We start from the raw sequence: 23511 nt of genomic DNA on the forward strand, positions 1-23511 counted from the left end.
GAGCAAATATATCATTCATGAGTTACAGCTGGCCAAATATTGGGGTTCCAGCCTGATTCGGAGACCGCTTACCCGCTACATGCGATAGAAATGGGCCCGGCCCGCTCCTTGTCCCACCCCGCAGTCCGGAGGAAACTGGAGGGGAACTATCTTTTCGAGCACCTAACGGAGCCTACATGCCCCGGACGCCAGCCCTTCTGCCCGCCATCCGGCTTGCGTGGATACTGGCAGCAGCCCTGATTCTGGTTCTTGCCGGTCCCGCGTCCGCCGCGCCGCCGCCGGGTGAGGGAAGCCGATCACTCCTAGGCAACGACATCTCGTGGCCGCAGTGCAAGAAGGAACTGCCCAAGGGCCAGGCCTTCGGCATCGTGGGCGTCAACAACGGCCTGGCCAACAGCACCAACCCGTGCCTGGAGGAGCAGCTCGAGTGGGCGGAGACGTCACCGGGCCTCCCGACCCAACCGGCCGTGTCGCTGTACGTCAACACTGCCAACCCCGGCAGCGCAGGATCCTGGTGGCCCGTCAGCGACGAGTACCCCATCGGGCGGCACGTCCACAACCCCTACGGACCCTGCGAAGAAGGGGACTACGGCACGGCCTGCGCCTACATGTACGGCTATGCCAAAGCCTACGACGACGCCTACATCCGCGGCATCAGCAACCCGGCGGACTACGTCTGGTGGCTGGACGTTGAGACTGAAAACACCTGGTCCAGCGACAAGGACGCCAACCGGGCTGTCCTGGAAGGCATGACGGACTTCTTCCACAGCATTGGGGTGGAAGGCGTGGGCCTCTACTCCACCGGATTGCAGTGGGGCCGGATCGTGGGCAGCGTCAGCAGCTCCAGCAACCTCTACCCGCTGCCGAGCTGGCTGGCGGGCTCCCGCAACGCCTACCGGGCGGCCGGCGCTTGCTCAAAGGCTCCGCTAACGGGCGGCGGCACGGTGGTCCTGACGCAGTTCGTGGCGCGGGGCTTCGACTACAACCATGCCTGCAAGCAGGAACCCTAGCTTCCCAGCCACACCATGTTCCACGTGCCCGCAGAGAGAGCCGCGGCAACGGCCAGGCCCGCCACGAGCAGGCCTCCCGCCAGCACCCAGGCGTCCAAAAGGCTGTAGGTGGACTCGCGGGCCCACGTCCGGGTTCCGCCGCCGAAGCCCCGCGCTTCCATGGTGACAGCCAGCCGTGACGCCCGGCGGATCGCCTGCACCAGGAGGCCGAAGCTCTGCCCCAGCGTCGCTTTCACGCGCTGCACAATTGTGCCCCGCGAGCCCACGCCCCGGGCCCGGCGCGCCATGCCGATGGTCTGCCATTCCTCAGCCATCAGGCCCACCAGCCGCATCGCGGCCAGCGTGCCCAGCACAAAACGGTGGGGCAACCGGGCCTTCTGCGCCAGTGCATCCGCGAGGTCGGTTGGATCCGTGCAGCTCATGAGCAGCACCGCCGGCAGGGCAATGGCCAGGCCCCGCAGCATGAACCCGATTCCCGTCTCCAGTGAACCCTCACTCATGGTCCAGATGCCGACGTCGATCAGGGTCCGTCCGCTGTCCGCGGCAAGGATGGAGGTGCTCCAGCCGCCCACGGCAGCGGCGAGAATGAGCGGCCAGCCACGCTGCCACAGCAGCGTCAGGGTCAGGCCGGCAAGCGGAAACAGCAGGAACTCAAAAAACAGCGCCACCGAGGCCGAGACCCAGTCGATGGACAGTGCCAGCACCACCGTGATGAGGACGACGGCGGCCACTTTGCTGAGCGGGTTGGCGCGGGTGAGCAGGGCGTGGTTGCCACGCAGGTTCAGCTGCTGCCTCATGGTGCCACCCGTTCCGCTGCAGCCATCCGCAGCTCCGCCCCGCCCAGCGCGGCGGTGAACTCGGCATCGTGGGTCACCGACACCACTGCGGTGCCCGCGTCCAGGAGTTCGGAGAGGAAGGACGCCAGTTCCGCCCACGTGTTGGCGTCCTGGCCGAACGTCGGTTCGTCCAGCACCAGGACCTGCGGGCTCGCTGCAAGGACCGTAGCCACGGAGAGCCGCCGTTTCTCCCCGCCGGAAAGTGTGTACGGGTTGGCGTCCACCAGCGCGGTGAGCCGCAGCCGTTCCAGCAGTTCGTCAACGCGTTCCTCGCCGTGCCCCAGGTGCCGGGGCCCGAACAGCAGTTCATCGAGCACATTGCCGGTAACGAACTGGTGCTCGGGTTCCTGGAACACAGTGCCCACCCGTTCGATCAGCTGCTCGGCTTTCCACTTGTAGGGGTCGATTCCCGCTCCCCGGCTCAGGTCGGTGGTGGCGGAAACCGTGCCTGCAACCGGCTCCAGGAGTCCCGCGAGGGTCAGGGCGAACGTGGATTTTCCCGCACCGTTGGGGCCCACCACAGCCAGCGCCTGGCCGGACCGCACCTGCGCGGTGATGTCTTCCTGTACCGGGACTGGCGGGATCCTGCGGAACCCGCTGCGGTGCGGACGTTCCCGGGACACTGCCAGCTTTTCGGCGGCGAGCAGGAGATTTCCCGTCCCGGCGGCCGGCACGGCAGCACGGGCACGGGTGGCGGGCACATAACCGGGCACCCATACCCCGGCGGCCATCAGCATGGTCCGTGCCTCACTCAGCACCTGGTCCGGCGGGCCGTCCAGCAGTACCGCGGGGTCGGAGGCCGAGCCGGGCTGCAGGACCACAATCCGGTCCACCAGGTCCTTCCAGACCGACACCCGGTGCTCCACCACCACCAGTGTTGCGCCGGTCTTGTCCAGGCACCGTGCCACGGCGTCGCGGACCTCCAGCACCCCCGCCGGGTCCAGGTTGGCGGTGGGCTCATCCAAAAGGATCAGCCCGGGCCGCATCGCAAGGATGCCCGCCAGCGCGAGGCGCTGCTTTTGGCCGCCGGACAGGGCCGAGGTCGGATGGTCCAGCGGCAGGTGGGACAGGCCGACGTCGTCAAGCGCCTCGTGCACGCGGGTCCAGATGGCGTCACGCGGCACGGCGAGGTTTTCGGCGCCGAAGGCGACGTCGTCACCCACGCGGGAGAGGACCACCTGTGTTTCGGGGTCCTGCTGCATCAGCCCGGCATGGCCGCGCTGCCCGCGGGGGGACGCGCCCTCGACGAGCAGCGAACCCGACTCGTCCGAATCGCCCGCCTCGCCGTCGTCGTTCGCGTCGCCCAGAACCCCGGCAAGGGCGTGCAGGAGGGTGGATTTGCCGGCACCGGAAGGGCCGAGCAGGAGCACCCGCTCCCCCGGCGCGATGTCGAGGTCGAGGCCGTGGACCGCGGGCCTGGGGCGGCCGGCGTGCCGCCACCCCCAGCCGCGGGCCGTGACGGCCGCCGGCCGCACAGCTCCTGGCCCGGCCTGGTGCGAAGGTGCCTGCATCAGGAGAGGACGGGCTCCGTGGCTGCCTTGCGCGAGGCGAAGGAGCTCAGCACGCCGGTCTTCGCCAGTCCCCGGGTGGCAATCCAGGACAGTGCACCGGCGATGACCGCTCCGGAAATCGCGGTGAAGATGATGTAGGCCAGCTTGTCACCGCCCGAGTAGGCGATGTTCCAGCCCCAGGGCGCGAAGGAATCGTTCAGGCCACAGAAGAACCCTGCTGCCGCGCCTGCGAGCAGCGCAACGGGCAGGTTGAACTTTTTGTACACGAAGATCGCGAAAATGATCTCCGCGCCAAGGCCCTGGACGAAGCCCGAGAACAGCACCGAGGCGCCGTACTGCGAGCCCATCAGGAGCTCACCGGTGGCTGCGACGGTTTCGCAGAACAGTGCCGCGCCGGGCTTGCGGATGATCAGCATGCCCAGCACCGCCGGGATCATCCAGCCGCCGGCGATCAGGCCGGTCAGGGGCGGGTAAACGGCGTTCATCGGCGCGGAAACCGCGGCCGCACCCTGGGACCAGGCCCAGAAAATGACGCCGCCGGCGATGGCGATCAGGGCCGCCACCACGATGTCCACGACGCGCCAGGACTTGCTGGTGGTCTTCTTGATTGCTGCAGTGCTCATGTGATCCTCCTGGGAAACAGGAGGGGAAAGCACGGCAAGCGGCTACTGCCGTTGCCGGACTTCGAGAACTCGACTCCCTTGCGCCGGTACTAACCGGATCAGGTTCGAGGGTCTGCGGCTGTCCGCACTCTCAGCGCCCACCTGCGGTTCCCGGCCTTGGCCAGTGCCCGACGGCGGCGCTCCCCTGTCGTTAAGTAATGCTCTGAATGGAATGATGCTTGGGTAGAACTGCCCTGCTGGGCGGAGTCCAGTTTACACCGGGACAGGGGTAGATTGTGGGCCATGACTGCTAATCAGCCGCATGTGACCGACTTCGATCCGGACTCTGACGCCGCGCAGCCGGAAGGATCGCTGCAGGCCCTCATCGGCCGCATCGAGGGGGAGATCCATGAGCTCCAGTTCCCCGGCTTCTCCCTGGACGACTCGCTGAACCTTGGACTTCTCCTTGTGGAACTGGGGAAGGAGCGTGGCCTGCCCATCGCGATCGACATCACCAAGGGCGATCAGGTCCTGTTCCATGTGGCCCTGCCCGGCGCCACCCCGGACAACGAACACTGGATCCGGGCGAAGCAGCGCACCGCCGCCCGGTATGAGGTTCCCTCGCTGCTGGTGGGGCTTCGCGGCCGGCTCCGGGGCGGCCGGATCGAGGACCAGGGCTGGTTCGACCAAACCCTGTACGCCGCGCACGGCGGGTCCTTCCCGGTCTATGTCTCCGGTGTGGGCGCGGTGGCCACCGTCACCGTTTCCGGGCTCCCGCAGATGCAGGACCATGACCTGGTGGTGGAGGCTATGCGTGAGGTGCTGCGCCCGGCAGGGGCAGACGGCCCGGCATGACCGGCAGGCCCGCTGACAATGCCGTCCGGGCGGCACTGGACAAAGCCGAGGACGAGATGATCTTCATCGGCCCGGACCATCCCTACTATCCGCTGCTGGCCGAACTGGTGTCCGCCGTCGGCAAGGCATGGCAACAGGGGTACGAGCAGGGCCGCAGTGCCGGGCAGCACCCCAACCCCTACACCTGGACCGGTCCGGCGTAAGAAAAGGCCGGAGCGGGGAATGTTTCCGCATCCCTCAACGCAGAAACAAAGCCTGCTTAGCTTTTATTAGTAATCATGCTTACTATATTGTTTCAGGCGTGAGAGGAGTACAGGACATGGCAGTCAGCACCCGCCCACCGGGCGTCCGAACCGCCCTGCAGTGGTCTGCCGTTGCCGCCGGCGCCGTATTCCTGCTCGTTGGCATCCTGGGATTCGTCCCCGGAGTTACCCGCAACTATGATTCCCTCGGTTTCGCAGGGCCCGGTTCAGGGGCGCTGCTGCTGGGCGTGTTCCAGGTATCCATTCTCCATAACCTTGTCCACTGCCTCTTCGGCGCCGCCGGCCTGCTCATGGCGCGGACCCACCGCCAGGCCAGGAACTTCTTCACGTACGGCGGGGTCATCTACCTGGTGCTCTGGCTGTATGGCCTCCTCATAGGAGACAACACGCCGGCAAACTTCATCCCGGAGAACGGTGCGGACAACTGGCTGCACCTCGTCCTGGGCCTGGCCATGATCGCCCTGGCCATCATGCTGTCCCCGCGCACTCCCGCCGCCGGCCGTGGCAACTGACCTTTCTTGACGGGCCGTCAATGCAGACGGCACCGCACCGGCACACCGCCCGAACCCAAGGAGCACCATGAAACTTCCGGAACCGAGAGGCCCCATCAGCAGCGCCCTGTTGGGGGTTTTGGCAGGAGAGCCGGGCAGCGCCGGCGAGTCCCTTTCCGGGCTGCGCCGGCTGGTCGGCGGGAAGCTGGCCGGGGTCACGAACATCATCGGCGACGATGATGTCCAGCTGGCCCTCTTCTGCCTCTACGAGCTGCATTACTCCGGCCTGGAAGGCGTGCAGGACGAGTGGGAGTGGGAACCCGGGCTGATCCAGGTGCGGCAAATGCTGGAGAAGCCCTTCGAGGAAGCCCTGCGCCTCGCCGCCCGGGAGGCCGGCGGGGATCTGGACCTTCCGGCCGGCTCCGACCTGACCAGCGACGCAGTTGCCGATGTCCTGTTCGGCCTGGCGGCCCGGGACACCGGCCCCAGCGTCTCCCGGTTCGTGGCAAAGAAGGCAAGCCTCGGGCAGCTCAAGGAGTTCCTGATCCACAAATCCATCTACCAGCTCAAGGAGGCGGACCCGCACACCTGGGCTATTCCGCGGCTGAGCGGCCGGGCGAAAGCCGCCCTGGTGGAAATCCAGGCAGACGAGTATGGCGGCGGCCGGCCGGACCGGATGCACAGCGCCCTGTTCGCCCGGACCATGCGCGGCCTGGGGATGGACGACCACTACGGTGCGTACGTGAACGCCGTCCCGGCCATCTCCCTGGCCGCCGTGAACCTGATGTCCCTCTGCGGACTGAACCGTCGGCTCCGCGGCGCCATCACCGGGCACCTGGCCATCTATGAAATGACGTCCTCCCAGCCCAACCGCCTGTACGGCAACGGCTTCCGCCGGCACGGCTTCGATGCGGACGTCACCCACTATTTCGACGAGCACGTCGAGGCAGATGCCGTACACGAGCAGATCGCCGGCCGGGACCTGGCAGGCGGCCTCGTGGAAGCCGAACCGGGGTTGCTGGATGACGTCATTTTCGGTGCCACCGCGGTGATGGCGATCGACACCAGGCTGTCCGCCCACCTCCTGGAGTCCTGGGAACATGGCCGGTCTTCGCTCAGGGCGGCAGTGCCGGCGGCAGCATGACGTCCCAGGCCATGGAACAAGGCCTCGAAGCGGCCGAGTACATCCTTCCCCTGCGCTGGGCCGACGACTCCGGGCTCCCTGACCTGGTGGCCTACCTGCATCGCCTGGCCACCTGGATACCGGTCATTGTGGTGGACGGTTCAGCCCCGGACCTGTTCGCCCGCCACCGGGAGCAGTTCCCGCCGGAGGTCCGCCACATCCGCCCCGATCACCCTGCGGGACGGGGACATGACGGCGGGCTGCACGGCAACGGCAAGGTGGCAGGGGTGATGACAGGCGTCCGCGCCGCCACGGCAGAGATTCTGGTGATCGCCGACGACGACGTCCGCTACACGCGCGCGTCCCTCGCCGCCGTCGTGGGTCACCTGGGGACGGCGGACGTCGTGCGCCCGCAAAACTATTTCGACCCCCTGCCCTGGCACGCGTGCTGGGACACGTCCCGGACGCTGATCAACCGGGCCTGGTCCGCCGACTTTCCCGGCACGCTGGCCCTGCGCCGAAGCGCCCTGCTGGCCACGGACGGCTACGAACCTGTCCTGTTCGAAAACCTTGAGCTGATCCGGACCGTCATAGCCGCCGGCGGACGGGAGAAAATCATTCCGGACCTGTTCGTGGCGCGCCGGCCGCCCCGCACCAGGCATTTCCTGAAGCAGCGCGTCCGGCAGGCGTACGACGACTTCGCGCAGCCCCGGCGCCTGGCCGCGGAACTTGCCCTGCTCCCGGCCATCCTCGGGGGCACCCTTCTCCCCAGAAGGGCGCGCCTCACGGTTTTCCTGTTACTGGCGGCCGCCGCGACGGCCGTAGCCGGGATCGGGCGGCGGCGGCTCAACGGAACGGACGTCTTTCCATTGCGCGCCGTGTGGTTCGCGCCGCTCTGGGCCATGGAACGGGCCGTCTGCATCTGGTGCGCAGTGGCTTTTCGACTGGCCGGCGGCGTGCCGTATGCCGGCGCGAGGCTACGGACGGCCGCCCATACCGAAGCGGAGCTCAGGCGCCGCCACCAGGGCAAGCTGCATGCATTCCGGCAGCAACAAACAAGCACATCAACAGCAGCTACAAAGGAGCGGATATGAACCAGGAACCGGCCGAGAGCTCCATCGTGGTCTGCCCCGACGGACCGTTGATCATCAGGGGTGACTTTGAGATCGTCACGCCGTCGGGCGCCCCCGTGCCGCGCGACCGGAAAACGGTGGCTCTGTGCCGGTGCGGGGCCTCGGCCATCAAGCCGTACTGCGACGGGACCCACAAGATGATCAAGTTCCGCACGGAGCCGCCCGCCTCCTGAGCACCTCCTGCGCCGGCGCCTGCCCGTACGGCCGACAGGTCCGGGGCGGTTGACAGCCAAGATCATGCCAACAAGGATGGGACCTTGGAAAGCGTTTTCTTACCGAGGAGGGCCAGCGCTGTGTACAGTCGGCCGACAGCCATCGACCGCAAGGCCCTGGTCCGCCGCCACGCCGTGGAACAGGACAGCCTGGACCCCCGGAGCCCGGTGTCGGTGGGGAACGGGGAATTCTGCTTCACGATGGACCTCACCGGCCTGCAGTCTCTTCCGGCAAAGTACCCGGTGGGCGCCCGCGGCGAGCTGCCAGCCGGCACCCTGCTCGGAACGCAGGCCCAGTGGGGCTGGCATTCCATCCCTCCGGAGCAGGATTACACCTTGGCCGGTTCCACCGTCCTCTACGACTCTCCCCGCGGCCCGGTCCCGTACGTGGACATGGCGGGCGGGCTCGTGGACGGCCGCGAAACGGAGTCCTCCCGCGCTGAAACCTGGTTGCGGGCCAACCCGCACCGGCTGGACCTGGGCCGGATCGCCTTCGCCCTGCCGGGACGGGACAGCCCGGGGCTGGCCCCGGAAGACGTTGCCCACCCGCGGCAGGTGCTGGACCTGTGGACCGGCGCGGCCGCCAGCCGCTTCACCCTGCACGGCCAGCCCGTCGGGGTCACCACCGCGTGCCATCCGCACCGCGACGAACTCGGCTTCCGCATTGAATCCACTGCGCTGCAGCAGGGCCTGGCCATCTCCCTGTCGTTCCCTTACGGCTCCGAGGCCTGGCATTACGCCGCGGACTGGACCCGTCCCGAGGCCCACAGCACCCGGGTGGAAGAGCTGCCCGCCACCGGAAAGGGACGGGAGTGGCTGATCTCCCGTCGCCTGGACAATTCCGGATACCAGGTGGCCGTCACCGGCGCCGGCCTGGAACTGGTGCAAACCAGCCCGCACGGGGTGATCCTTAGGGCAGCCAACGGGGCGGAGGCCCTGGACTTCAGCGTGCACTTCATCAGCACCGGCCAGGGCGACTGCCTGCTGCGCGGCACGGGAGGCATCGGCTTCGCCAGTGCCAGTGCCAGTGCCAGGGCCAGTGCCAGTGCCACCGGCAAGGAGAAGGCGCCCGCGCCGGGTACTGCGGTGATCGAGGCGTCCCGCACCGCCTGGCCGGACTTCTGGACGTCAGGCGCCGCCGTCGAACTTTCCGCGACGGAAGACCCACGCGCAAAGGAACTCGAACGCCGGGTGGTCCTCTCGCAGTACCTCACCGCCATCAACTGCTCCGGGTCCCTGCCGCCCCAGGAGACCGGGCTGGTCTGCAACTCCTGGCGCGGGCGGTTCCACCTCGAGATGCACTGGTGGCACGCTGCCCACTTCGCCGCCTGGAACCGCACTCCGCTCCTGCTCCCGGCGCTGCGCTGGTACGCCTCCATCCTGGAACCGGCACGGCAGACTGCCAAGGCACAGGGGTTCGACGGCGTCCGCTGGCCCAAGCAGTCAGGACCGGACGGGCGCGAGAGCCCCAGCCCCATCGGCACCTTCCTGGTCTGGCAGCAGCCGCATCCCATCCACCTCGCAGAACTCGCGTACCGGGCCGAACCCTCGCGCGAACTGCTGGAAGAGTTTGCGGGGATCGTGTTCGAGAGCGCGGATTTCATGGTCAGCTTCGCGCACCCCACGGCCCGCGGATTCGAATTGGGCCCGCCCCTGGTTCCGGCCCAGGAAAGCTACGAATCGATCAGGGGCACGGTCAGCAACCCAACCTTCGAGCTCGCCTACTGGCAGTGGGCGCTGCGCGTAGCCTGCACCTGGCGGGAACGGCTGGGGTTGCCGCCCCGGGATACATGGCTTGCCGTGGCGGACGGCATGGTCCGGCCCAAGGTGGTGGACGGCGTCTACGCGGCGATCGGCGTCGAACCCTTCACCATCCGCACCGACCATCCCTCCATGCTCTGCGCCCTGGGCGTGCTGCCGCAGACGGACATTATCGACCCCGCCATCATGCGGGCCACCCTGGCCGAAGTGATGGCCGGCTGGGACTGGGACAGCACGTGGGGGTGGGACTACCCGGTGATGGCCATGACCGCGGCCAGACTGGAGGACCCGGAGACGGCCGTGGCCGCGCTCCTGCTGGACGCGCCCAAAAACCTGGTGCTGCCCAACGGGCACAACCGGCAGACCGACTCGCTGCCGCTGTACCTGCCCGGCAACGGCGGGCTGCTCGCGGCCGTAGCGCTGATGGCGGCAGGCTGGGATGGCGGACCGGACCGGCACGCCCCGGGGTTCCCCGCCGACTGGACAGTTGCCTGGGAAGGACTGGTCCCGGCACCGTAGTTCAGCCTGCCCCGATAGCGGCACAGGGACGGTTAGGCTGGGTACAGCCCGTTTTCCGCCCGCAAGGAGTACTAGGAATGAACCTCTTCATCAAGCTGCTCGGCACCGGTGTGAGCCTCGGCGCCGGCCTGGTCGGTACCAAACTGGTCAATGCCATCTGGGAAAAGACCACCGGCCGGAAGCCGCCCACCGGCAAGGACGAGGACGTCCCCACGAGCCTCCACTCGGCCCTGACGTTCGCGCTGATCTCAGCGTCCGTGAGCACCATCATCCAGGTGCTGGCAAACCGCGGCACCCAGCGTGCCATCACCCGCTTTGCCAAGAGCCAGGACATTGTCTAAGCCAAGGACTTAGTTTGGCGGCTGATCCAGCCCCTGGCTGAATACACCTAGCGCGTTGAGCCGTCGCCGGAACCGTCCTCCTGGGCGGCTTTGGCGGCGGCTTTTTGCACGGCTGCCTTCTGGCCAGCTGCCTTCAAGACGACGGCTTCCAGCTCGTCCGAGGTCAGCAGCTCCCGGTGGAGGTGCTTGGTGCGGTAACCGGCCCTGCCCACCATGTGCGCGGAGACGGGCACGGTGAGGAGCTGGAAAATCCACGCCACCAGCAGTACCGGCCATACCCACCAGGTGCGCATCTGCAGCCCGATCGATGCCAGCAGCAGGAACAGGCCCAGTACCTGCGGCTTGGTGGCGGCGTGCATGCGGCTCAGCAGGTCCGGGAAGCGCAGCAGGCCGATCGCAGCGCCCAGGGACATGAGGGCACCCACCACCATAAAGACGGCGGAAACCAGGTCGATCCAGCCGTCCACGCCGGACACATCAGGGTTGGCAACATTAGGGCTCATGGGGCTGTTCCCTCCGGTCTGCCACGAACCTGGCCACCGTTACGGACCCGATGAAGCCGATGACCGAAATGGCCACCACCAGCATCAGGTTGTTAAGGTGCCGGTTCACGGCCATGTCGATGCACAGCGCCCCGCCCAGGATCGCGAGCAGCACGTCCGCCGCGAGCACCCGGTCCAGCAGTGACGGGCCCCGGGCGATGCGGATGATTGCGCCGCCGGCGGCGAGCGAGAAGATCACGGCCGTGATGGCCAGGACGGCCTGCATCATGCGGCTGCCTCCGATCGGACGGCTTCCAGCTCTTCGGCAGTGCCCATGATGCGGATCAGGGCGGCCTCGATGGAGCGCACCTCATTGCGCAGGTTTTCCACGTCCTGCGGGGAGCTGATGTTGATGGCGTGCAGGTACAGGGTGGACGTGGAACGGTCCACCTCCACCACCAGGGACCCGGGAATCAGGGAAATGACGTGCCCGGTGGCGGTGACCATCAGGTCCTGGTGGCTCCGCAGGGTTACTGCCACCACAGCATTGGTCACCGCGGGTCCCCTGGCGATGGCCAGGTACAGGATCTGGGCACTGGCGATCACCACCTTGGCCAGGAACACCAGGGCGAACGGGATGGCGTACAGGATGTTGAAGCGGCCGCTGAGCTCCACGGGCGGGAGGTAGAACAGCCTGGCCACTGCTATTGCCAGCAGCGCCCCGAACAGCAGGTTGCCGGGGCTGAAGTCCTGCCAGAGGGCGCCCCAGACGATCACCAGCCACACCAGGAGCGGCAGTTCCTGGCGCAGCGAAATTCGTTGGCGGCTCATTGCCCTCCTCCCCTGGTGCTGACCGCCGGAACAACGGTGTCCTCACCCATCACGGCCTGGATGTAGGGGGACCGGTCCAGCATGTCAGCGGCGGCCCGGTCGGACAGTCCGAACAGGGGCCCCGCGAAAACGGTGAGGGCCACGCCCAGCGCCACAAGGCCCAGGGTGGATCCCACCATGGTCCTGGGCAGGAGTGTGGCGGGACGGGAGGCACCGGCGCGCGGCGAGGCGCCGGCGAGCCGCTGAACGCCGGTGCGTGCAGCAAGCATGATGCCGGTCCGGCTGCCGGCGCGCTGGACCGCGTCCTCTGCCCGGTCCGCTTCTTCGGGAACCGCCAGCAGCACCGGGTCCGGGTGCTCGGCGTCGGATGGCCGGCGCCAGAACGCCCGGTTCCAGACCCTGGCGATTGCCAGCAGGGTCAGCAGGCTGGTGAGCACTCCGCCGATGACCAGGGCGTAGGCCAAGGGCGTCCCGAGCTCGACACCGGCCTGCATGAGACCCACCTTGCCCAGGAATCCGGAGAAGGGAGGAATGCCGGCAAGGTTCATGCCGGGGATGAAGAACAGAATCGCCAGGAGGGGCGAGAGTTTGGCCAGGCCGCCCAGCCGGTCCACCGACGAGCTGCCGCCGCGGCGTTCAATAAGCCCGGTGACCAGGAACAAGCTGGTCTGGATGGTGATGTGGTGGGCCACGTAGAACACGGCAGCGCCCAGCCCCGCCACCGAGGACATCGCGAGCCCGAACACCATGTAGCCGATATGGCTGACCAGGGTGAAAGAGAGAAGACGCTTGATATCGCTTTGCGCCAGCGCACCGAGGATTCCCACCACCATGGTCAGCAGCGCCGCCACCATCAATGGTGTGTTCAGCGAGTCGCCGGGGAAAAGCAGGGTTTCCGTGCGGACCATGGCATAGACGCCCACCTTGGTCAGCAGGCCGGCGAACACCGCGGTGACCGGGGCCGGCGCGGTGGGATAGGAGTCGGGAAGCCAGAAGGACAGCGGGAAGACGGCCGCCTTGATGCCAAACGCGACCAGCAGCATGACGTGCAGGAGGGTTTTGGTGCCCTGGTCCAGTTCGCCCAGCTTGATGGCAAGGTCGGCCATGTTCACTGTTCCGGTTGCGCCGTACACCATGGCGATGGAGATCAGGAACAGCACCGAGGACACCACGGAGACCACCACATAGGTGACGCCGGCGCGGATGCGCGGCCCGGTTCCGCCCAGCGTCATCAGCACGTAGCTTGCGGTCAGCAGGATTTCGAAGCCCACGTAAAGGTTGAAGAGGTCGCCGGAGAGGAACGCGTTGGACACCCCGGCCACCAGGATCAGGTAGGTGGGGTGGAAGATCGAAACCGGTGCGTCATGGTCGCCGTCGGCCATGCCCTGCCCTGTGGCGTACACCAGCACGGCCAGGCTCACCGCCGACGAAACCACCAGCATCAGCGAGGAAAACTGGTCCACCACCATCACGATGCCCCACGGCGGCAACCACCCGCCGATGGTCACTGCCGCCGTGCCGGCGGTCCACACATGGGCCAGCAGGAGGCATTCGAGCAGCAGCGTCAGGGACAGCAGGCCGATGCTGACCGCCCGCTGCGCGCGGGAATGCCGGATCAGCAGGAAAGTGAGGGCAGCGCCCAGGATGGGAAGTACGACGGCGAGCGGGGCAAAGCTTGCGATGTTCACTTTCCGCCTCCTTCCGGGCCAGGAGCGATGTTTTGGGAGCCGGGCTTTTCTTCCGCGGCGGCATGTTCGGCAAGCATTTCGCGGCCGCCCGCCACGAGGGTGGCCGTGGCAGATCCCCCGTCTCCGGACGGCCTGTGGTCCGAGATGTCGCGTCCGTTGCCGCCCAGCATGGTGAGCGGGAACTCGGAGGTCTCGGCGGGAATCTCGGCATCGTCCTCGGCATCGAAGCTGGGGGTTTCGGCAACGCGGAGGTCTTCCACGTCATCCTGGATTTCGTCGCGGCGGGCCAGCACCCAAGTGCGGTAGATGATGCCGAGCATGAAGGCCGTCACCGCGAAGGAGATGACGATTGACGTCAGGATCAGGGCCTGCGGCAGGGGATCGTTATAGTCCCCGGCCGCGATGTCCTTGGAGTACAAGGGAGCCAGGCCCGCATAGCCGCCCGTTGCCAGGATCAGCAGGTTGGTGGCGTTGGCCAGGAGCATCAGGCCCAACAGGACACGGGTCAGGCTGCGTTCCAGGATCAGGTAGATTCCGCAGGCGTACAGGGCCCCCATGACGATCAGCAGGGTCAGGTTGACGCTCATGCTTTGCCCTTTGCGGTGGTTTCTGCAGGAATGCCGTCCGGCTCCTGGTCTTCGGCGGGTGCCGCGGACCGTTCTTCGAAGTGTTCATCAATCTCGGCGCCGAGGCTCCGCAGCACGTCCAGCACCAGGCCCACCACCACGATGTAGACGCCGATGTCGAAGATGGTGGACGTGACGAACTTGATGTCCCCGAACACCGGCAGCCAGAACTCGATGATGGCGGTCTGGAAGACCTGGCCGCCCAGGAACAGGGGCACCGCGCCGGAGGCTGCGGCCACGGCCAGGCCGATGCCCAGCAGGGCGCCGGCGCTGACCGGTGTGGCCTCGCGGAGTTCGAACCGGCCGCCGGCCAGGTAGCGGATGGTCAGGGCCAGGCCGGCCGTCAGGCCGCCGGCGAAGCCGCCGCCCGGAAGGTTGTGGCCGGCCAGCAGGAGGTACAGGGAGAAGATCACCAGGGAGTGGAAAACCAGCCGGGTGACCACTTCGAAGATGATGGAGCGGCGTTCCGGCGCCAGGGTCCGACCGGCAACCAGCCAGGCGTCACGGGCAGAGGCTGCGAACTTGCGGCTGATCGCCAAAGCGGCGCCGTCGCGGGAACCCGGGTCCACCCCGTGGTGCCGGCCCACCGTGCCCTCGGCGATGCTGGCGGACGTCCGAATCCGGTCGCCGCGGCCGCGGACAAAAATGAGGCTGGCCACTCCGGTGGCGGCCAGGGCAAGGACCGTAATTTCCCCGAAGGTGTCCCAGGCACGGATGTCCACCAGCGTCACGTTGACGATGTTCAATCCGCCGCCGCCCTCGTAGGCCAGGAGCGGGAACTCCAGCGACACGGGGGTGGCGATCCGTGCACCCATGGCGAAGATCGCGGCGAACACCATGGTGACGCCGAACCCCAGGCCAATGATCACGCGCACCACCCGGTATTTCCCGCCGGTGCGGTCGCGGAGCTCGGCAGGCAGGCTCCGCATCGCCAGGACGAACGCCACCAGGATGATGGTTTCCACCAGCATCTGGGTCAGGGCGAGGTCCGGGGCACCCTGGAGGGCGAACATCAGCGCGATGCCGTAACCGGTGACGGAGACCATCAGGACGGCCAGGAAGCGCTTGTTTGCCTTCACGGCTGCCAGGGCGCCGATCACGATCCCGGCCCCCACCACAAGCTGGAGGGGGGAGCCCGGATCCACCAGGTAGATGCCCTCCGGCAGCGGCTTTCCGGCGAGCAGGATCACCGCCAGGGGCAGCACGAAGGCGACGCTGAGGATGACGGCAAGGTAGTAGTACAGCGAACCGCGCTGGGTACGGCCGGTAACCCAGACGGCGACGTCGTCCAGCGCGCCGATGGTCAGCTGGTAGGCGCGGTCGGCGTCCACCCAGGGCGGGACCAGGGACTGCAGCCGGGCCACCGCGTTCCGGCCAAAGTACATGGCAAGCCCCAGGGCGAACGTGACGGCAGTCAGGCCAAGCGCCGGCGTGAAACCGTGCCACAGCGTAAGGTGCCCTGCCTGTTCAGCCGGCGTCCCGGCGTCGGACGCGGTGGAGGCAAACAGCGCCGCGTACGGCTGGATCCAGGCATCCACGGGGACGGGCCACACGCCGTAGGCAATGGTGAGGATGCTGAGGATGGCGGGCGCGGCGAGGAAGGAAGGCTTGATGGCCTTGAACGGAGTGGGCTCCACGCCGGGCTTGGCGGCAAAGGCACCCCACATGAAGCGGGCGCTGTAGGCGAAGGTGAGGACTGACCCCAGGACCAGGCCGGCCAGGACGACCGTTCCCCACGGCCCTGCGCCGGGATCCGCGGCATGGTGTACAAACGCTTCCAGCACGGATTCCTTGGCGACGAAGCCGGCAAGCAGCGGAAACCCCGCCATGGATGCGGCACCGATGCCGGCCACAATGCCCAGGGCACGCGAGGAGCGGAAGACTCCGGAGAGCTTGCGGACGTCACGCGTTCCCGACTGGTGGTCGATGATGCCCACCACCAGGAACAGCGTTGCTTTGAACAGCCCGTGCGCCAGGAGCATCGCGAGGCCGGCGAGCGCCGCATCAGGCGTGCCCAGCCCCACCACCATGGTGAGGAAGCCCAGCTGGCTCACCGTGCCGTACGCCAGGATGAGTTTGATGTCCGTCTGCCGCAGCGCCCGGTAGCCGCCAACCAGCATGGTGGCCAGCCCCAGGCCCAGGACCACAGGCTGCCAGTACGCGGTCTCGGAAAAGCCCGGCGCCAGCCTGGCCACCAGGTAGATGCCGGCCTTGACCATCGCGGCGGCGTGCAGGTAGGCGCTGACCGGGGTGGGCGCGGCCATGGCGCCCGGCAGCCAGAAGTGGAACGGGACCAGCGCTGATTTGGTGATCGCGCCAACCAGGATGAGCACGACGGCGGCACTCACCATGGTGCCGGACGCGCCGCCAACCAGTGCGGGCGCCTGTTCAAGGATGGCCGAAATACGGTAGGTTCCGGCGGCGTAGCCCAGCATGATCAGGCCCACGAGCATCACCAGGCCGCCTGCGGTGGTGACCATCAGCGCCTGCAGCGCCGAGCGCCGGGCTGCCAGTCTGGTCCGGGCGTAGCCGATCAGCAGGTAGGACAGGATGGTGGTCAGTTCCCAGAAGATGAAAAGGAGCAGGAGGTCATCGGCCACCACCAGGCCGAACATGGCACCCGCGAAAGCCAGGAGCTGCGCCCCGAAGGCGCCCAGGTCCTGGTCCCCTGTCTTGAAGTACCGTGCACAGTAGACCAGCACGAGGGAGCCGACGCCCAGCACCAGGAGGGACATCACCCACGCCAGCGCATCCATGCGGAAGGCAAGCTCCAGGTGGAGGCCGGGTATCCAGGGAATGACCTCCGCAACTGCCCCCTGGGCCGAGTAGACCGGGGCGTGCTGGAAGAGGAGCCAGGCGAAGGAGGCGGCCGGCACTGCTGCCAGTGCGTAAAACGCGTTGCGGCCCCACGTCCTGAACAGTAGGGGCGCCAGCACAGCCACCGTAAAGTGCACGGCAAGGACTGTGATCACTGGTATCTCCGCAACGTCAGGGATTCGATTGTCAAAAGTTGGAGCAGGCGGCAAAAAGTAAGGTTCGGGAGTGGACAGTTTATCAAGTCCTTATACCCGTTCTGTCGGCTTAGCAGCCGCTGACACCGTCCTCCCCCGGAGGCCCGGGGCCGCGTCCGCTGGATGTTCGCCACCGGCGGATACGATGCTCGTATGAACACCGCCAGCGCTCCCGGGGCCATGCAGCCGGCCTCGGAACTTGAATCCGGGCACCACGCGTCCAGCAAGGGCCGGATCCTGGCCTGGGCTTCCTGGGACTGGGGCTCCGCCGCCTTCAACGCCGTAATGACCACGTTCGTGTTCACCGTCTACCTGACGTCCAACGCCTTCGGCGGGGAGGACCAGGCGTCGGCGGTCCTGGGCGGCGCCCTGGCCGTGGCGGGTTTCGCCATCGCAGTGCTGGCCCCCGTCACCGGGCAGCGCTCCGACGCCGGCGGCCGGCGGAAGCTGTGGCTGGGAATCAACACGGCTGCCGTCGCCATCCTGACAGCCCTGTGCTTTTTTGTGTTCCCGCGCCCTGAATTCCTGCTCCTCGGAGTATCTCTAATCGCCCTCGGGAACGTCTTTTTCGAATTCGCCGGCGTCAACTACAACGCCATGCTCGCCCAGATCTCAACGCCCCGGAACATCGGCAAGGTCAGCGGGTTCGGCTGGGGCGCGGGATACCTGGGCGGCATCGTGGCGCTGCTGGTGGTCCTGCAGCTGTTCGTCCAGCCCAGCTTCGAATGGTTCGGCGCCTCCACCGAGGACAGCCTGAATATCCGGCTGGTTGCTCTCTTTTCGGCCCTGTGGTTCTTCATTTTCGCCCTGCCTGTGCTGTTTGCGGTCCCCGAACTGCCGAGGACCGGCCAGGCGGCGCGGCTGGGCTTCCTGGCCAGCTACGGACTGCTGGTCCGGCGGATCAAGGCGATCTACGCCACCAGCCCCCACACCATCTACTTCCTGCTGGCCAGTGCGGTGTTCCGCGACGGCCTGGCGGCCGTTTTCACGTTCGGTGGAATCATCGCCGCCGGCACTTTCGGCTTTGAGCTGTCACAGGTCATCTTCTTCGCCATCTTCGGAAACGTGGTGGCGGCCGTGGGCGCGATGATCGGCGGATTTCTTGATGACCGGGTGGGACCCAAGGCAGTGATTGTCGGCTCCCTGGCGGGCCTGCTGATTGCCGGCACGGTCATCCTGGTCCTCGGCAACGGCGACTACGTCTTCTTCGGCATGGACTGGGCCGGCAGCACCACCTTCTGGGTGTTCGGCCTCTTCCTCTGCCTGTTCGTGGGGCCGGCCCAGTCCTCCTCGCGGGCTTACCTGGCACGGCTTGCCCCGCATGGCGAATCGGGCGAGCTCTTCGGCCTGTACGCCACCACCGGGCGGGCCGTCAGCTTCCTGGCGCCGGCCCTGTTCACGCTCTGCATTGCGGTGGCCACGCCGATGGTGGCAGCCGGCCAGGCGCAACGCTGGGGAATCCTGGGCATCATGGTGGTCCTCCTCGCCGGGCTCCTTGTCCTGCTGCCCGTGAAGTCTCCGGGGAAGGCGTCCATCGCGGTTGTTCCGGCCGCCTGACCGGACGGAACCACCCGTCGGCGGCAGAACAGGAAATGGGCCTGATTCCTTACGGGAAGCATTGACTCCTTTTGTTATCGATCACATACTTGTGGGTGATAACATTTTGAATGCTTTCAATGATGAGGAGCACTGCCCATGGAACGGACCCCTCCACGCCCCCGGGCCGGAATCATCGGTACCGGCGGGATAGCCCACGCCCACGCTGAAGCCCTCAAGCTGGCCGGGGCACAGCTGGTGGTTGCCGTGGACATCGACCCTGACAGGGCCACCGCCTTTGCGGCAGAGACCGGCTTCGCGCAGACCGCGCCAAGCCTGGCTGCGGTCGCCGACGCAACACTGGACGTGGTGGCAATCTGCACGCCGCCGTCGTCGCACGCTTCCCTTGCCCTGGAGGCACTCGCCCTGGGCCTGAACGTGGTGCTTGAAAAGCCGCCCGCGTTGTCGCTGCGGCAAATGGTTGAACTGCAGGCGGCGGAGCGGGCATCGGGCAAACACGTCAGCTGCATCTTCCAGCACCGCTTTGGCCCGGGCGCGCGCAAACTGGCAGCCCTGCAGGAATCGGGGGTCCTCGGCAACCCGCTCACCGGCTTCTGCAACACGCTGTGGTTCCGCAACCAGGAGTACTTTGACGTTCCGTGGCGGGGCCTCTGGGATGTTGAGGGCGGCGGGCCCACCATGGGGCACGGCATTCACCAGTTCGACATGCTGCTCCACCTGTGGGGCCCCTGGCAGGAAGTCACCGCGTTCGCGGGCCGGCTTGCCCGGCGCACGGAAACCGAGGATGTGTCCACGGCCATCGTGCGGTTCGAATCCGGCGCCCTGAGCACCGTCATCAACTCCGTCATCTCCCCCCGGGAGACGTCACAGCTCAGGTTCGACTACGAGAACGCCACCGTTGAGCTCGAGCACCTCTACGGCTACGACGACTCCCACTGGCGTTTTACCCCCGCGCCGGGACAGGAGCACCTTGCCGGCCTGTGGGCAGACGGTTCCGCCGCCGTCGCCAGCGGGCACCCCGCCCAGTACTCGCACATTGTTGAGGCCATTGGCTCCGGAACGGTCCCGCCGGTCACCCTCGCCGAGGCGTACCCCACCATGGAGCTTGCCGCCGCCATCTACGCCTCCGCCATCACCGGCAAGACGGTGCGCCGCGGCGACATCATTGAAGGAAACCCGTTCTTCGACCGTGCCGACGGCCGGCTGGAACCCTGGAAACTCGAAAAGAGCAATGCATGAGCACCACCGCCCCCGTAGCCGGCACCTCCACCACCCGCAGCCCGTTCAGCTGGACGGATGACGGCGCAGCCGTCACCGTCTCCCTCGACGGCGTCCAGGTCCTGACCTATATCTATGCTGCCAATGACCCGCAGGAGGAGTCCCCGCGGCCGTACTTCCACCCCGTCCGGACCAGGACGGGGGACCTGGTGAGCGCCTACCGCCCGCACGACCATGTGTGGCACAAGGGCATCGCCTGGTCACTGCCGCACCTTGGTCCGGACAATTTCTGGGGCGGGCCCAGTTACCGGCGGGGGCAGGACTACCGGTGGCTGCCGAACAACGGCGCCATGCGGCACCGCGAGCTTGGCCAGGCAACGGACGACGACGGCACGTTCCGTTTTGCCCATTCCCTGCAGTGGGTCACGCAGCAGGGCTCCCTTGTGGTGGAGGAGGAGCGGTCCTTCCAGGTGGTGCCGGGGACGGACAGCAGCTACACCCTGGTTTTCGACACGGCCATGACCAACGTCTCAGGGGAACCCATCCACATCGGCTCGCCCACTACCGAGGGACGGGAGAACGCCGGCTACGGCGGCCTGTTCTGGCGCGGTCCGCGGTCCTTTGCCGGTGGGTCCATCATCGGACCGGGCGGCGCTACCGGCGAGGAGCTCCGCGGCCAGCGGGCACCCTGGCTTTCCTTCGTTGGCCAGCACGATGAGACCTGCCGCTTCTCCACGCTGGTCATGGTGGATGACCCCGGCAGTCAACACCCCGAGCCGGAATGGTTTGCGCGGTCCGAGCCGTTCGCCTGCATGGGGCCGGCGCCGTTTTTCAGCGAGGAAGTCCTGTTCGAGGCCGGCACCACCCTGCACTACCGGTACGGGGTGGTAATCGCCGACGGGCAGTCCGACGCCCAGCGGTCCGAAGCCCTGGCCCTTGTGGCACGGGAACTCCTGGCCGCCACCCAGGGCCGGAACGGTCAGTGAACACTGCAGGCGTTCCCGGCTTACCCGGCTTTCCGGGCGGGACCGCGGTCAGCGGCCTCCGGGTCTATGACTGGGAGGCCGCTGACGGTCTGTGCGGAGGGTCACCCCACCTGCACACCGTCTCCACCGAGGCCTACGTGGTGACCGGCGGCACCGGCCAGGTACACACCATCTCCATGGCGGGAGCCGCGGAACATGAGCTTGCCGCCGGTTCACTGCTTTGGTTCAGCCCCGGGACAGTCCACCGGCTGGTCAATTCCCATCAGCTCACCCTCAACGTGATCATGTCCAACGCCGGGCTGCCCGAGGCAGGGGACGCTGTCCTCACGTTTCCCCGGGCCATCCTGGCGGATCCGGACAAGTACGCGCAGCACGCGGTACTGCCACGCGATGCTGACGAGGCCGTCGTCGCCGCAGCCGCCCGCAGGCGCCGGGACCTCGCCATGGAAGGATACGCCGAGCTGCATACATCCGTCCTGCGTGAGGGCCCTGATGCCCTTGCCGCTTTCCACCGTGCAGCCGCCGTCCTGGTACGCCCGCGCGTGGAGCGCTGGAAGAAGATCTGGTCCGAAACGGTCCGCAGCCAGGTTGACGCAACGGAGCAGGCGCTGGAGGACCTGGCGGACGGCTCGGCGCGGCCGTTGGCCGGAGCGGCAGTGGCCACCGCCGGCCGCCGCCCCGGCGAGGGGTACGGCATGTGCGGAAGGCTGACCACCTGGGATGATTCCCGGGTGGTATGACTCCCGCGCCAAGTGCGTCCCGGGAGACTAGGCTTGGTTCATGAACGTGGATGAGACCAACCTTCCGGGCCTGGGCCGGCGGAAGGATTTCATGACAGCATCCGGGCGCCGGATCGGCGTGGTGGAGCTGCGGGAGGGCCAGACGGAACTTATCGTTTCCACCTGGGACGATCCCGATACCTGCCAAGCTTCAATTCCGCTGACCAGCGACGAAGCAGCCACCCTGGGCAACCTTCTGGGAGGGCAGCACCTGGCCATGAAGCTGACGGAGGAGCACAAGGATGTCCCCGGGATCGTCACCCGGCAGTTCTCGATCGCTCCGGACTCCCCGTTCCAGAACCAGCCGATGGGCAAGGCCTGCATCCGCACCCGGTGCGGCGTGTCCATTGTGGCCATCATGCGTGAAGGCGAGGTGCTCCCGTCGCCGGGACCCGACGTCGTGCTTCACACGGGTGACCTGCTGGTGGCAGTCGGAACCCAGGAAGGCCTCGACTCGGCGGCCGACATCCTGCGCCACGGATAAATCCTATGGATCCGCTGGCCCTGACCCTCATTGAACTGGGGGCCGTTGTGTTCTGCCTTGGCCTGTTGGCCAGGCTGGCCGGACGGATTGGAATGTCACCTATCCCGCTCTATCTGCTGGGCGGGCTCGCTTTCGGTGCCGGGGGGATCGTCAAGCTCGAAGGCATGCACGAGTTCGCACATCTTTCCGGCGAGATCGGCGTCATCCTGCTGCTGCTTATGCTCGGGCTGGAATATACGGCAGCGGAGCTGTTTACCGGCCTCAAGCGGTCATGGCAGGGCGGTGTCCTTGACCTCGTCCTGAACTTCCTGCCAGGCGCCGCCCTGGCGTATTACCTGGGCTGGGGCGGGGTGGGAGCCATGGTGCTGGGTGGCGTCACCTACATCTCGTCGTCGGGGATCGCTGCGAAAGTCATCACAGACCTCGGCCGCCTGGGCAACCGCGAAACTCCCGTGGTGCTGTCCATCCTGGTGTTCGAGGACCTGGCCATGGCCGTCTACCTGCCCATCCTGACGGCCATCCTTGCCGGCGTCAGCTTCCTGGGCGGCCTCACAACGGTGGGCATCGCGCTGGCAGTGGTGAGCCTGGTGCTTATGGTGGCCCTGCGCCACGGCCACAGCGTCTCCAAGGCCGTCCACAGCGAGAACTCCGAGGTCTTCCTCCTGAACGTCCTCGGCGCCGCCCTGCTGATAGCCGGGGTGGCGTCAGCCATGCAGGTTTCGGCGGCGGTGGGCGCGTTTATGCTGGGCATCGCCATTTCCGGAGCCACCGCCCATAACGCCACGCGCATCCTTGAACCGCTGCGTGACCTGTTCGCGGCCATCTTCTTCGTGGCGTTCGGCCTCAATACGGACCCCACATCCATCCCGCCCGTACTGGGGTGGGCCCTGGTGCTGGCCGTCATCACGGCCGTGACCAAGATGGCCACCGGGATCTGGGCGGCGAAGCGGGCAAATATTGCACGTCCCGGCCAGTTCCGTGCCGGGGCTACGCTGATTGCGCGCGGGGAATTTTCCATCGTTATCGCCGGGCTGGCCGTGGCCTCCGGAGCCATTCCCGCGGAACTGGCTGCCTTGGCCACCGCCTACGTGCTGATCATGGCCGTGGTTGGACCGCTGGCAGCCCGCTACGTTGAACCGCTCGCCAGGATGGCGACGGGGAGCCCGGGCGTCGCAGCAAAGGCGTAGCCTCC

24 protein-coding genes and 1 riboswitch are annotated in these 23511 nt (G+C 67.1%); of the genes, 15 read left to right on the plus strand and 9 right to left on the minus strand.

From position 1 onward, the window contains the following. Positions 1-176: 176 nt before the first annotated feature. Positions 177-1010, plus strand: coding sequence for a hypothetical protein (locus B5520_RS02005; RefSeq protein WP_079595383.1), 834 nt, complete (start codon positions 177-179; stop codon positions 1008-1010). Here the strand turns inward: B5520_RS02005 and B5520_RS02010 are convergent. From B5520_RS02010 to B5520_RS02020, 3 genes are read right to left on the minus strand one after another with little or no spacing between them, the layout of a single operon-like run. After that, on the minus strand, positions 1007-1807 hold the full coding sequence (locus B5520_RS02010) for an energy-coupling factor transporter transmembrane component T family protein (protein ID WP_079595384.1): 801 nt from the start codon (positions 1805-1807) through the stop codon (positions 1007-1009). The genes B5520_RS02005 and B5520_RS02010 overlap by 4 nt on opposite strands. After that, positions 1804-3357, minus strand: a complete 1554-nt coding sequence (locus tag B5520_RS02015) for an ABC transporter ATP-binding protein (RefSeq protein ID WP_079595385.1) — start codon at positions 3355-3357, stop codon at positions 1804-1806. Before B5520_RS02015 ends, B5520_RS02010 begins: the two co-directional genes overlap by 4 nt. After that, the gene (locus tag B5520_RS02020) at positions 3357-3980 is read right to left on the minus strand and encodes an ECF transporter S component (protein ID WP_079595386.1); all 624 of its coding nucleotides are present in this window, start codon (positions 3978-3980) and stop codon (positions 3357-3359) included. Before B5520_RS02020 ends, B5520_RS02015 begins: the two co-directional genes overlap by 1 nt. Before the next feature lie 57 nt (positions 3981-4037). Then, a riboswitch (TPP riboswitch) is annotated at positions 4038-4176 on the minus strand. Between the two features lie 86 nt (positions 4177-4262). On the opposite strand from B5520_RS02020, the gene B5520_RS02025 reads away from it, so the two are divergent. The 8 genes from B5520_RS02025 to B5520_RS02060 all read left to right on the plus strand — a co-directional run bounded on the left by B5520_RS02025 (position 4263) and on the right by B5520_RS02060 (position 10657). After that, positions 4263-4814 carry a heme-degrading domain-containing protein gene (locus B5520_RS02025; RefSeq protein ID WP_079595387.1) on the plus strand — a complete coding sequence of 184 codons (552 nt, stop codon included), beginning with the start codon at positions 4263-4265 and terminating at the stop codon, positions 4812-4814. Next, positions 4811-5017, plus strand: coding sequence for a hypothetical protein (locus tag B5520_RS02030; RefSeq protein WP_079595388.1), 207 nt, complete (start codon positions 4811-4813; stop codon positions 5015-5017). Before B5520_RS02025 ends, B5520_RS02030 begins: the two co-directional genes overlap by 4 nt. 116 nt (positions 5018-5133) lie before the next feature. Beyond that, on the plus strand, positions 5134-5589 hold the full coding sequence (locus tag B5520_RS02035; protein WP_079595389.1) for a DUF4383 domain-containing protein: 456 nt from the start codon (positions 5134-5136) through the stop codon (positions 5587-5589). A 67-nt stretch (positions 5590-5656) separates the two neighbouring features. After that, entirely contained in the window at positions 5657-6712 is a 1056-nt protein-coding gene (locus tag B5520_RS02040) for an iron-containing redox enzyme family protein (RefSeq protein ID WP_079595390.1), read from the plus strand. Beyond that, positions 6709-7785 carry a glycosyltransferase gene (locus B5520_RS02045; protein ID WP_176156727.1) on the plus strand — a complete coding sequence of 359 codons (1077 nt, stop codon included), beginning with the start codon at positions 6709-6711 and terminating at the stop codon, positions 7783-7785. Before B5520_RS02040 ends, B5520_RS02045 begins: the two co-directional genes overlap by 4 nt. Beyond that, positions 7782-7997 carry a CDGSH iron-sulfur domain-containing protein gene (locus B5520_RS02050; protein ID WP_079595392.1) on the plus strand — a complete coding sequence of 72 codons (216 nt, stop codon included), beginning with the start codon at positions 7782-7784 and terminating at the stop codon, positions 7995-7997. The genes B5520_RS02045 and B5520_RS02050 overlap by 4 nt, the downstream gene beginning before the upstream one ends. A 120-nt stretch (positions 7998-8117) precedes the next feature. Continuing rightward, positions 8118-10316, plus strand: a complete 2199-nt coding sequence (locus B5520_RS02055; protein ID WP_079595393.1) for a hypothetical protein — start codon at positions 8118-8120, stop codon at positions 10314-10316. A 77-nt stretch (positions 10317-10393) separates the two neighbouring features. Continuing rightward, positions 10394-10657 (plus strand): DUF4235 domain-containing protein, encoded by a 264-nt coding sequence (locus B5520_RS02060; RefSeq protein ID WP_079595394.1) that lies wholly within the window; start codon positions 10394-10396, stop codon positions 10655-10657. 47 nt (positions 10658-10704) lie between these two features. On the opposite strand, the gene mnhG is transcribed toward B5520_RS02060, so the two are convergent. From mnhG to B5520_RS02090, 6 genes are read right to left on the minus strand one after another with little or no spacing between them, the layout of a single operon-like run. After that, a complete protein-coding gene (mnhG, locus tag B5520_RS02065) occupies positions 10705-11160 on the minus strand; it encodes a monovalent cation/H(+) antiporter subunit G (RefSeq protein WP_079595395.1) in 456 nt (151 codons plus the stop codon). Beyond that, positions 11150-11428 carry a monovalent cation/H+ antiporter complex subunit F gene (locus B5520_RS02070; RefSeq protein WP_079595396.1) on the minus strand — a complete coding sequence of 93 codons (279 nt, stop codon included), beginning with the start codon at positions 11426-11428 and terminating at the stop codon, positions 11150-11152. The genes mnhG and B5520_RS02070 overlap by 11 nt, the downstream gene beginning before the upstream one ends. Continuing rightward, entirely contained in the window at positions 11425-11970 is a 546-nt protein-coding gene (locus B5520_RS02075) for a Na+/H+ antiporter subunit E (protein WP_079595397.1), read from the minus strand. Before B5520_RS02075 ends, B5520_RS02070 begins: the two co-directional genes overlap by 4 nt. Next, positions 11967-13658, minus strand: a complete 1692-nt coding sequence (locus tag B5520_RS02080) for a Na+/H+ antiporter subunit D (RefSeq protein ID WP_079595398.1) — start codon at positions 13656-13658, stop codon at positions 11967-11969. The genes B5520_RS02075 and B5520_RS02080 overlap by 4 nt, the downstream gene beginning before the upstream one ends. Next, positions 13655-14245, minus strand: a complete 591-nt coding sequence (locus B5520_RS02085; protein ID WP_079595399.1) for a Na(+)/H(+) antiporter subunit C — start codon at positions 14243-14245, stop codon at positions 13655-13657. The genes B5520_RS02080 and B5520_RS02085 overlap by 4 nt, the downstream gene beginning before the upstream one ends. Next, positions 14242-17256 carry a Na+/H+ antiporter subunit A gene (locus B5520_RS02090; RefSeq protein WP_079595400.1) on the minus strand — a complete coding sequence of 1005 codons (3015 nt, stop codon included), beginning with the start codon at positions 17254-17256 and terminating at the stop codon, positions 14242-14244. Before B5520_RS02090 ends, B5520_RS02085 begins: the two co-directional genes overlap by 4 nt. A gap of 192 nt (positions 17257-17448) precedes the next feature. Here B5520_RS02090 and B5520_RS02095 point away from each other — a divergent pair, with 192 nt between their 5' ends. The 6 genes from B5520_RS02095 to B5520_RS02120 all read left to right on the plus strand — a co-directional run bounded on the left by B5520_RS02095 (position 17449) and on the right by B5520_RS02120 (position 23506). Then, the gene (locus B5520_RS02095) at positions 17449-18852 is read left to right on the plus strand and encodes an MFS transporter (RefSeq protein WP_079595401.1); all 1404 of its coding nucleotides are present in this window, start codon (positions 17449-17451) and stop codon (positions 18850-18852) included. Positions 18853-18990: 138 nt separating this feature from the next. Then, positions 18991-20091 carry a Gfo/Idh/MocA family protein gene (locus B5520_RS02100; RefSeq protein WP_079595402.1) on the plus strand — a complete coding sequence of 367 codons (1101 nt, stop codon included), beginning with the start codon at positions 18991-18993 and terminating at the stop codon, positions 20089-20091. Beyond that, positions 20088-21056 (plus strand): DUF6807 domain-containing protein, encoded by a 969-nt coding sequence (locus tag B5520_RS02105; RefSeq protein WP_079595403.1) that lies wholly within the window; start codon positions 20088-20090, stop codon positions 21054-21056. The genes B5520_RS02100 and B5520_RS02105 overlap by 4 nt, the downstream gene beginning before the upstream one ends. Beyond that, a complete protein-coding gene (locus tag B5520_RS02110; RefSeq protein ID WP_079595404.1) occupies positions 21053-21796 on the plus strand; it encodes a cupin domain-containing protein in 744 nt (247 codons plus the stop codon). Before B5520_RS02105 ends, B5520_RS02110 begins: the two co-directional genes overlap by 4 nt. Positions 21797-21836: 40 nt before the next feature. Continuing rightward, a complete protein-coding gene (locus B5520_RS02115; protein ID WP_079595405.1) occupies positions 21837-22319 on the plus strand; it encodes a cation:proton antiporter regulatory subunit in 483 nt (160 codons plus the stop codon). A 5-nt stretch (positions 22320-22324) separates the two neighbouring features. Next, positions 22325-23506: a cation:proton antiporter gene (locus tag B5520_RS02120; RefSeq protein ID WP_079595406.1), complete on the plus strand. Its 1182-nt coding sequence runs from the start codon at positions 22325-22327 to the stop codon at positions 23504-23506. The last annotated feature ends 5 nt before the right edge of the window (positions 23507-23511 follow it).

Source organism: Arthrobacter sp. P2b, from assembly GCF_900168295.1.
GTDB lineage: Bacteria > Actinomycetota > Actinomycetes > Actinomycetales > Micrococcaceae > Arthrobacter.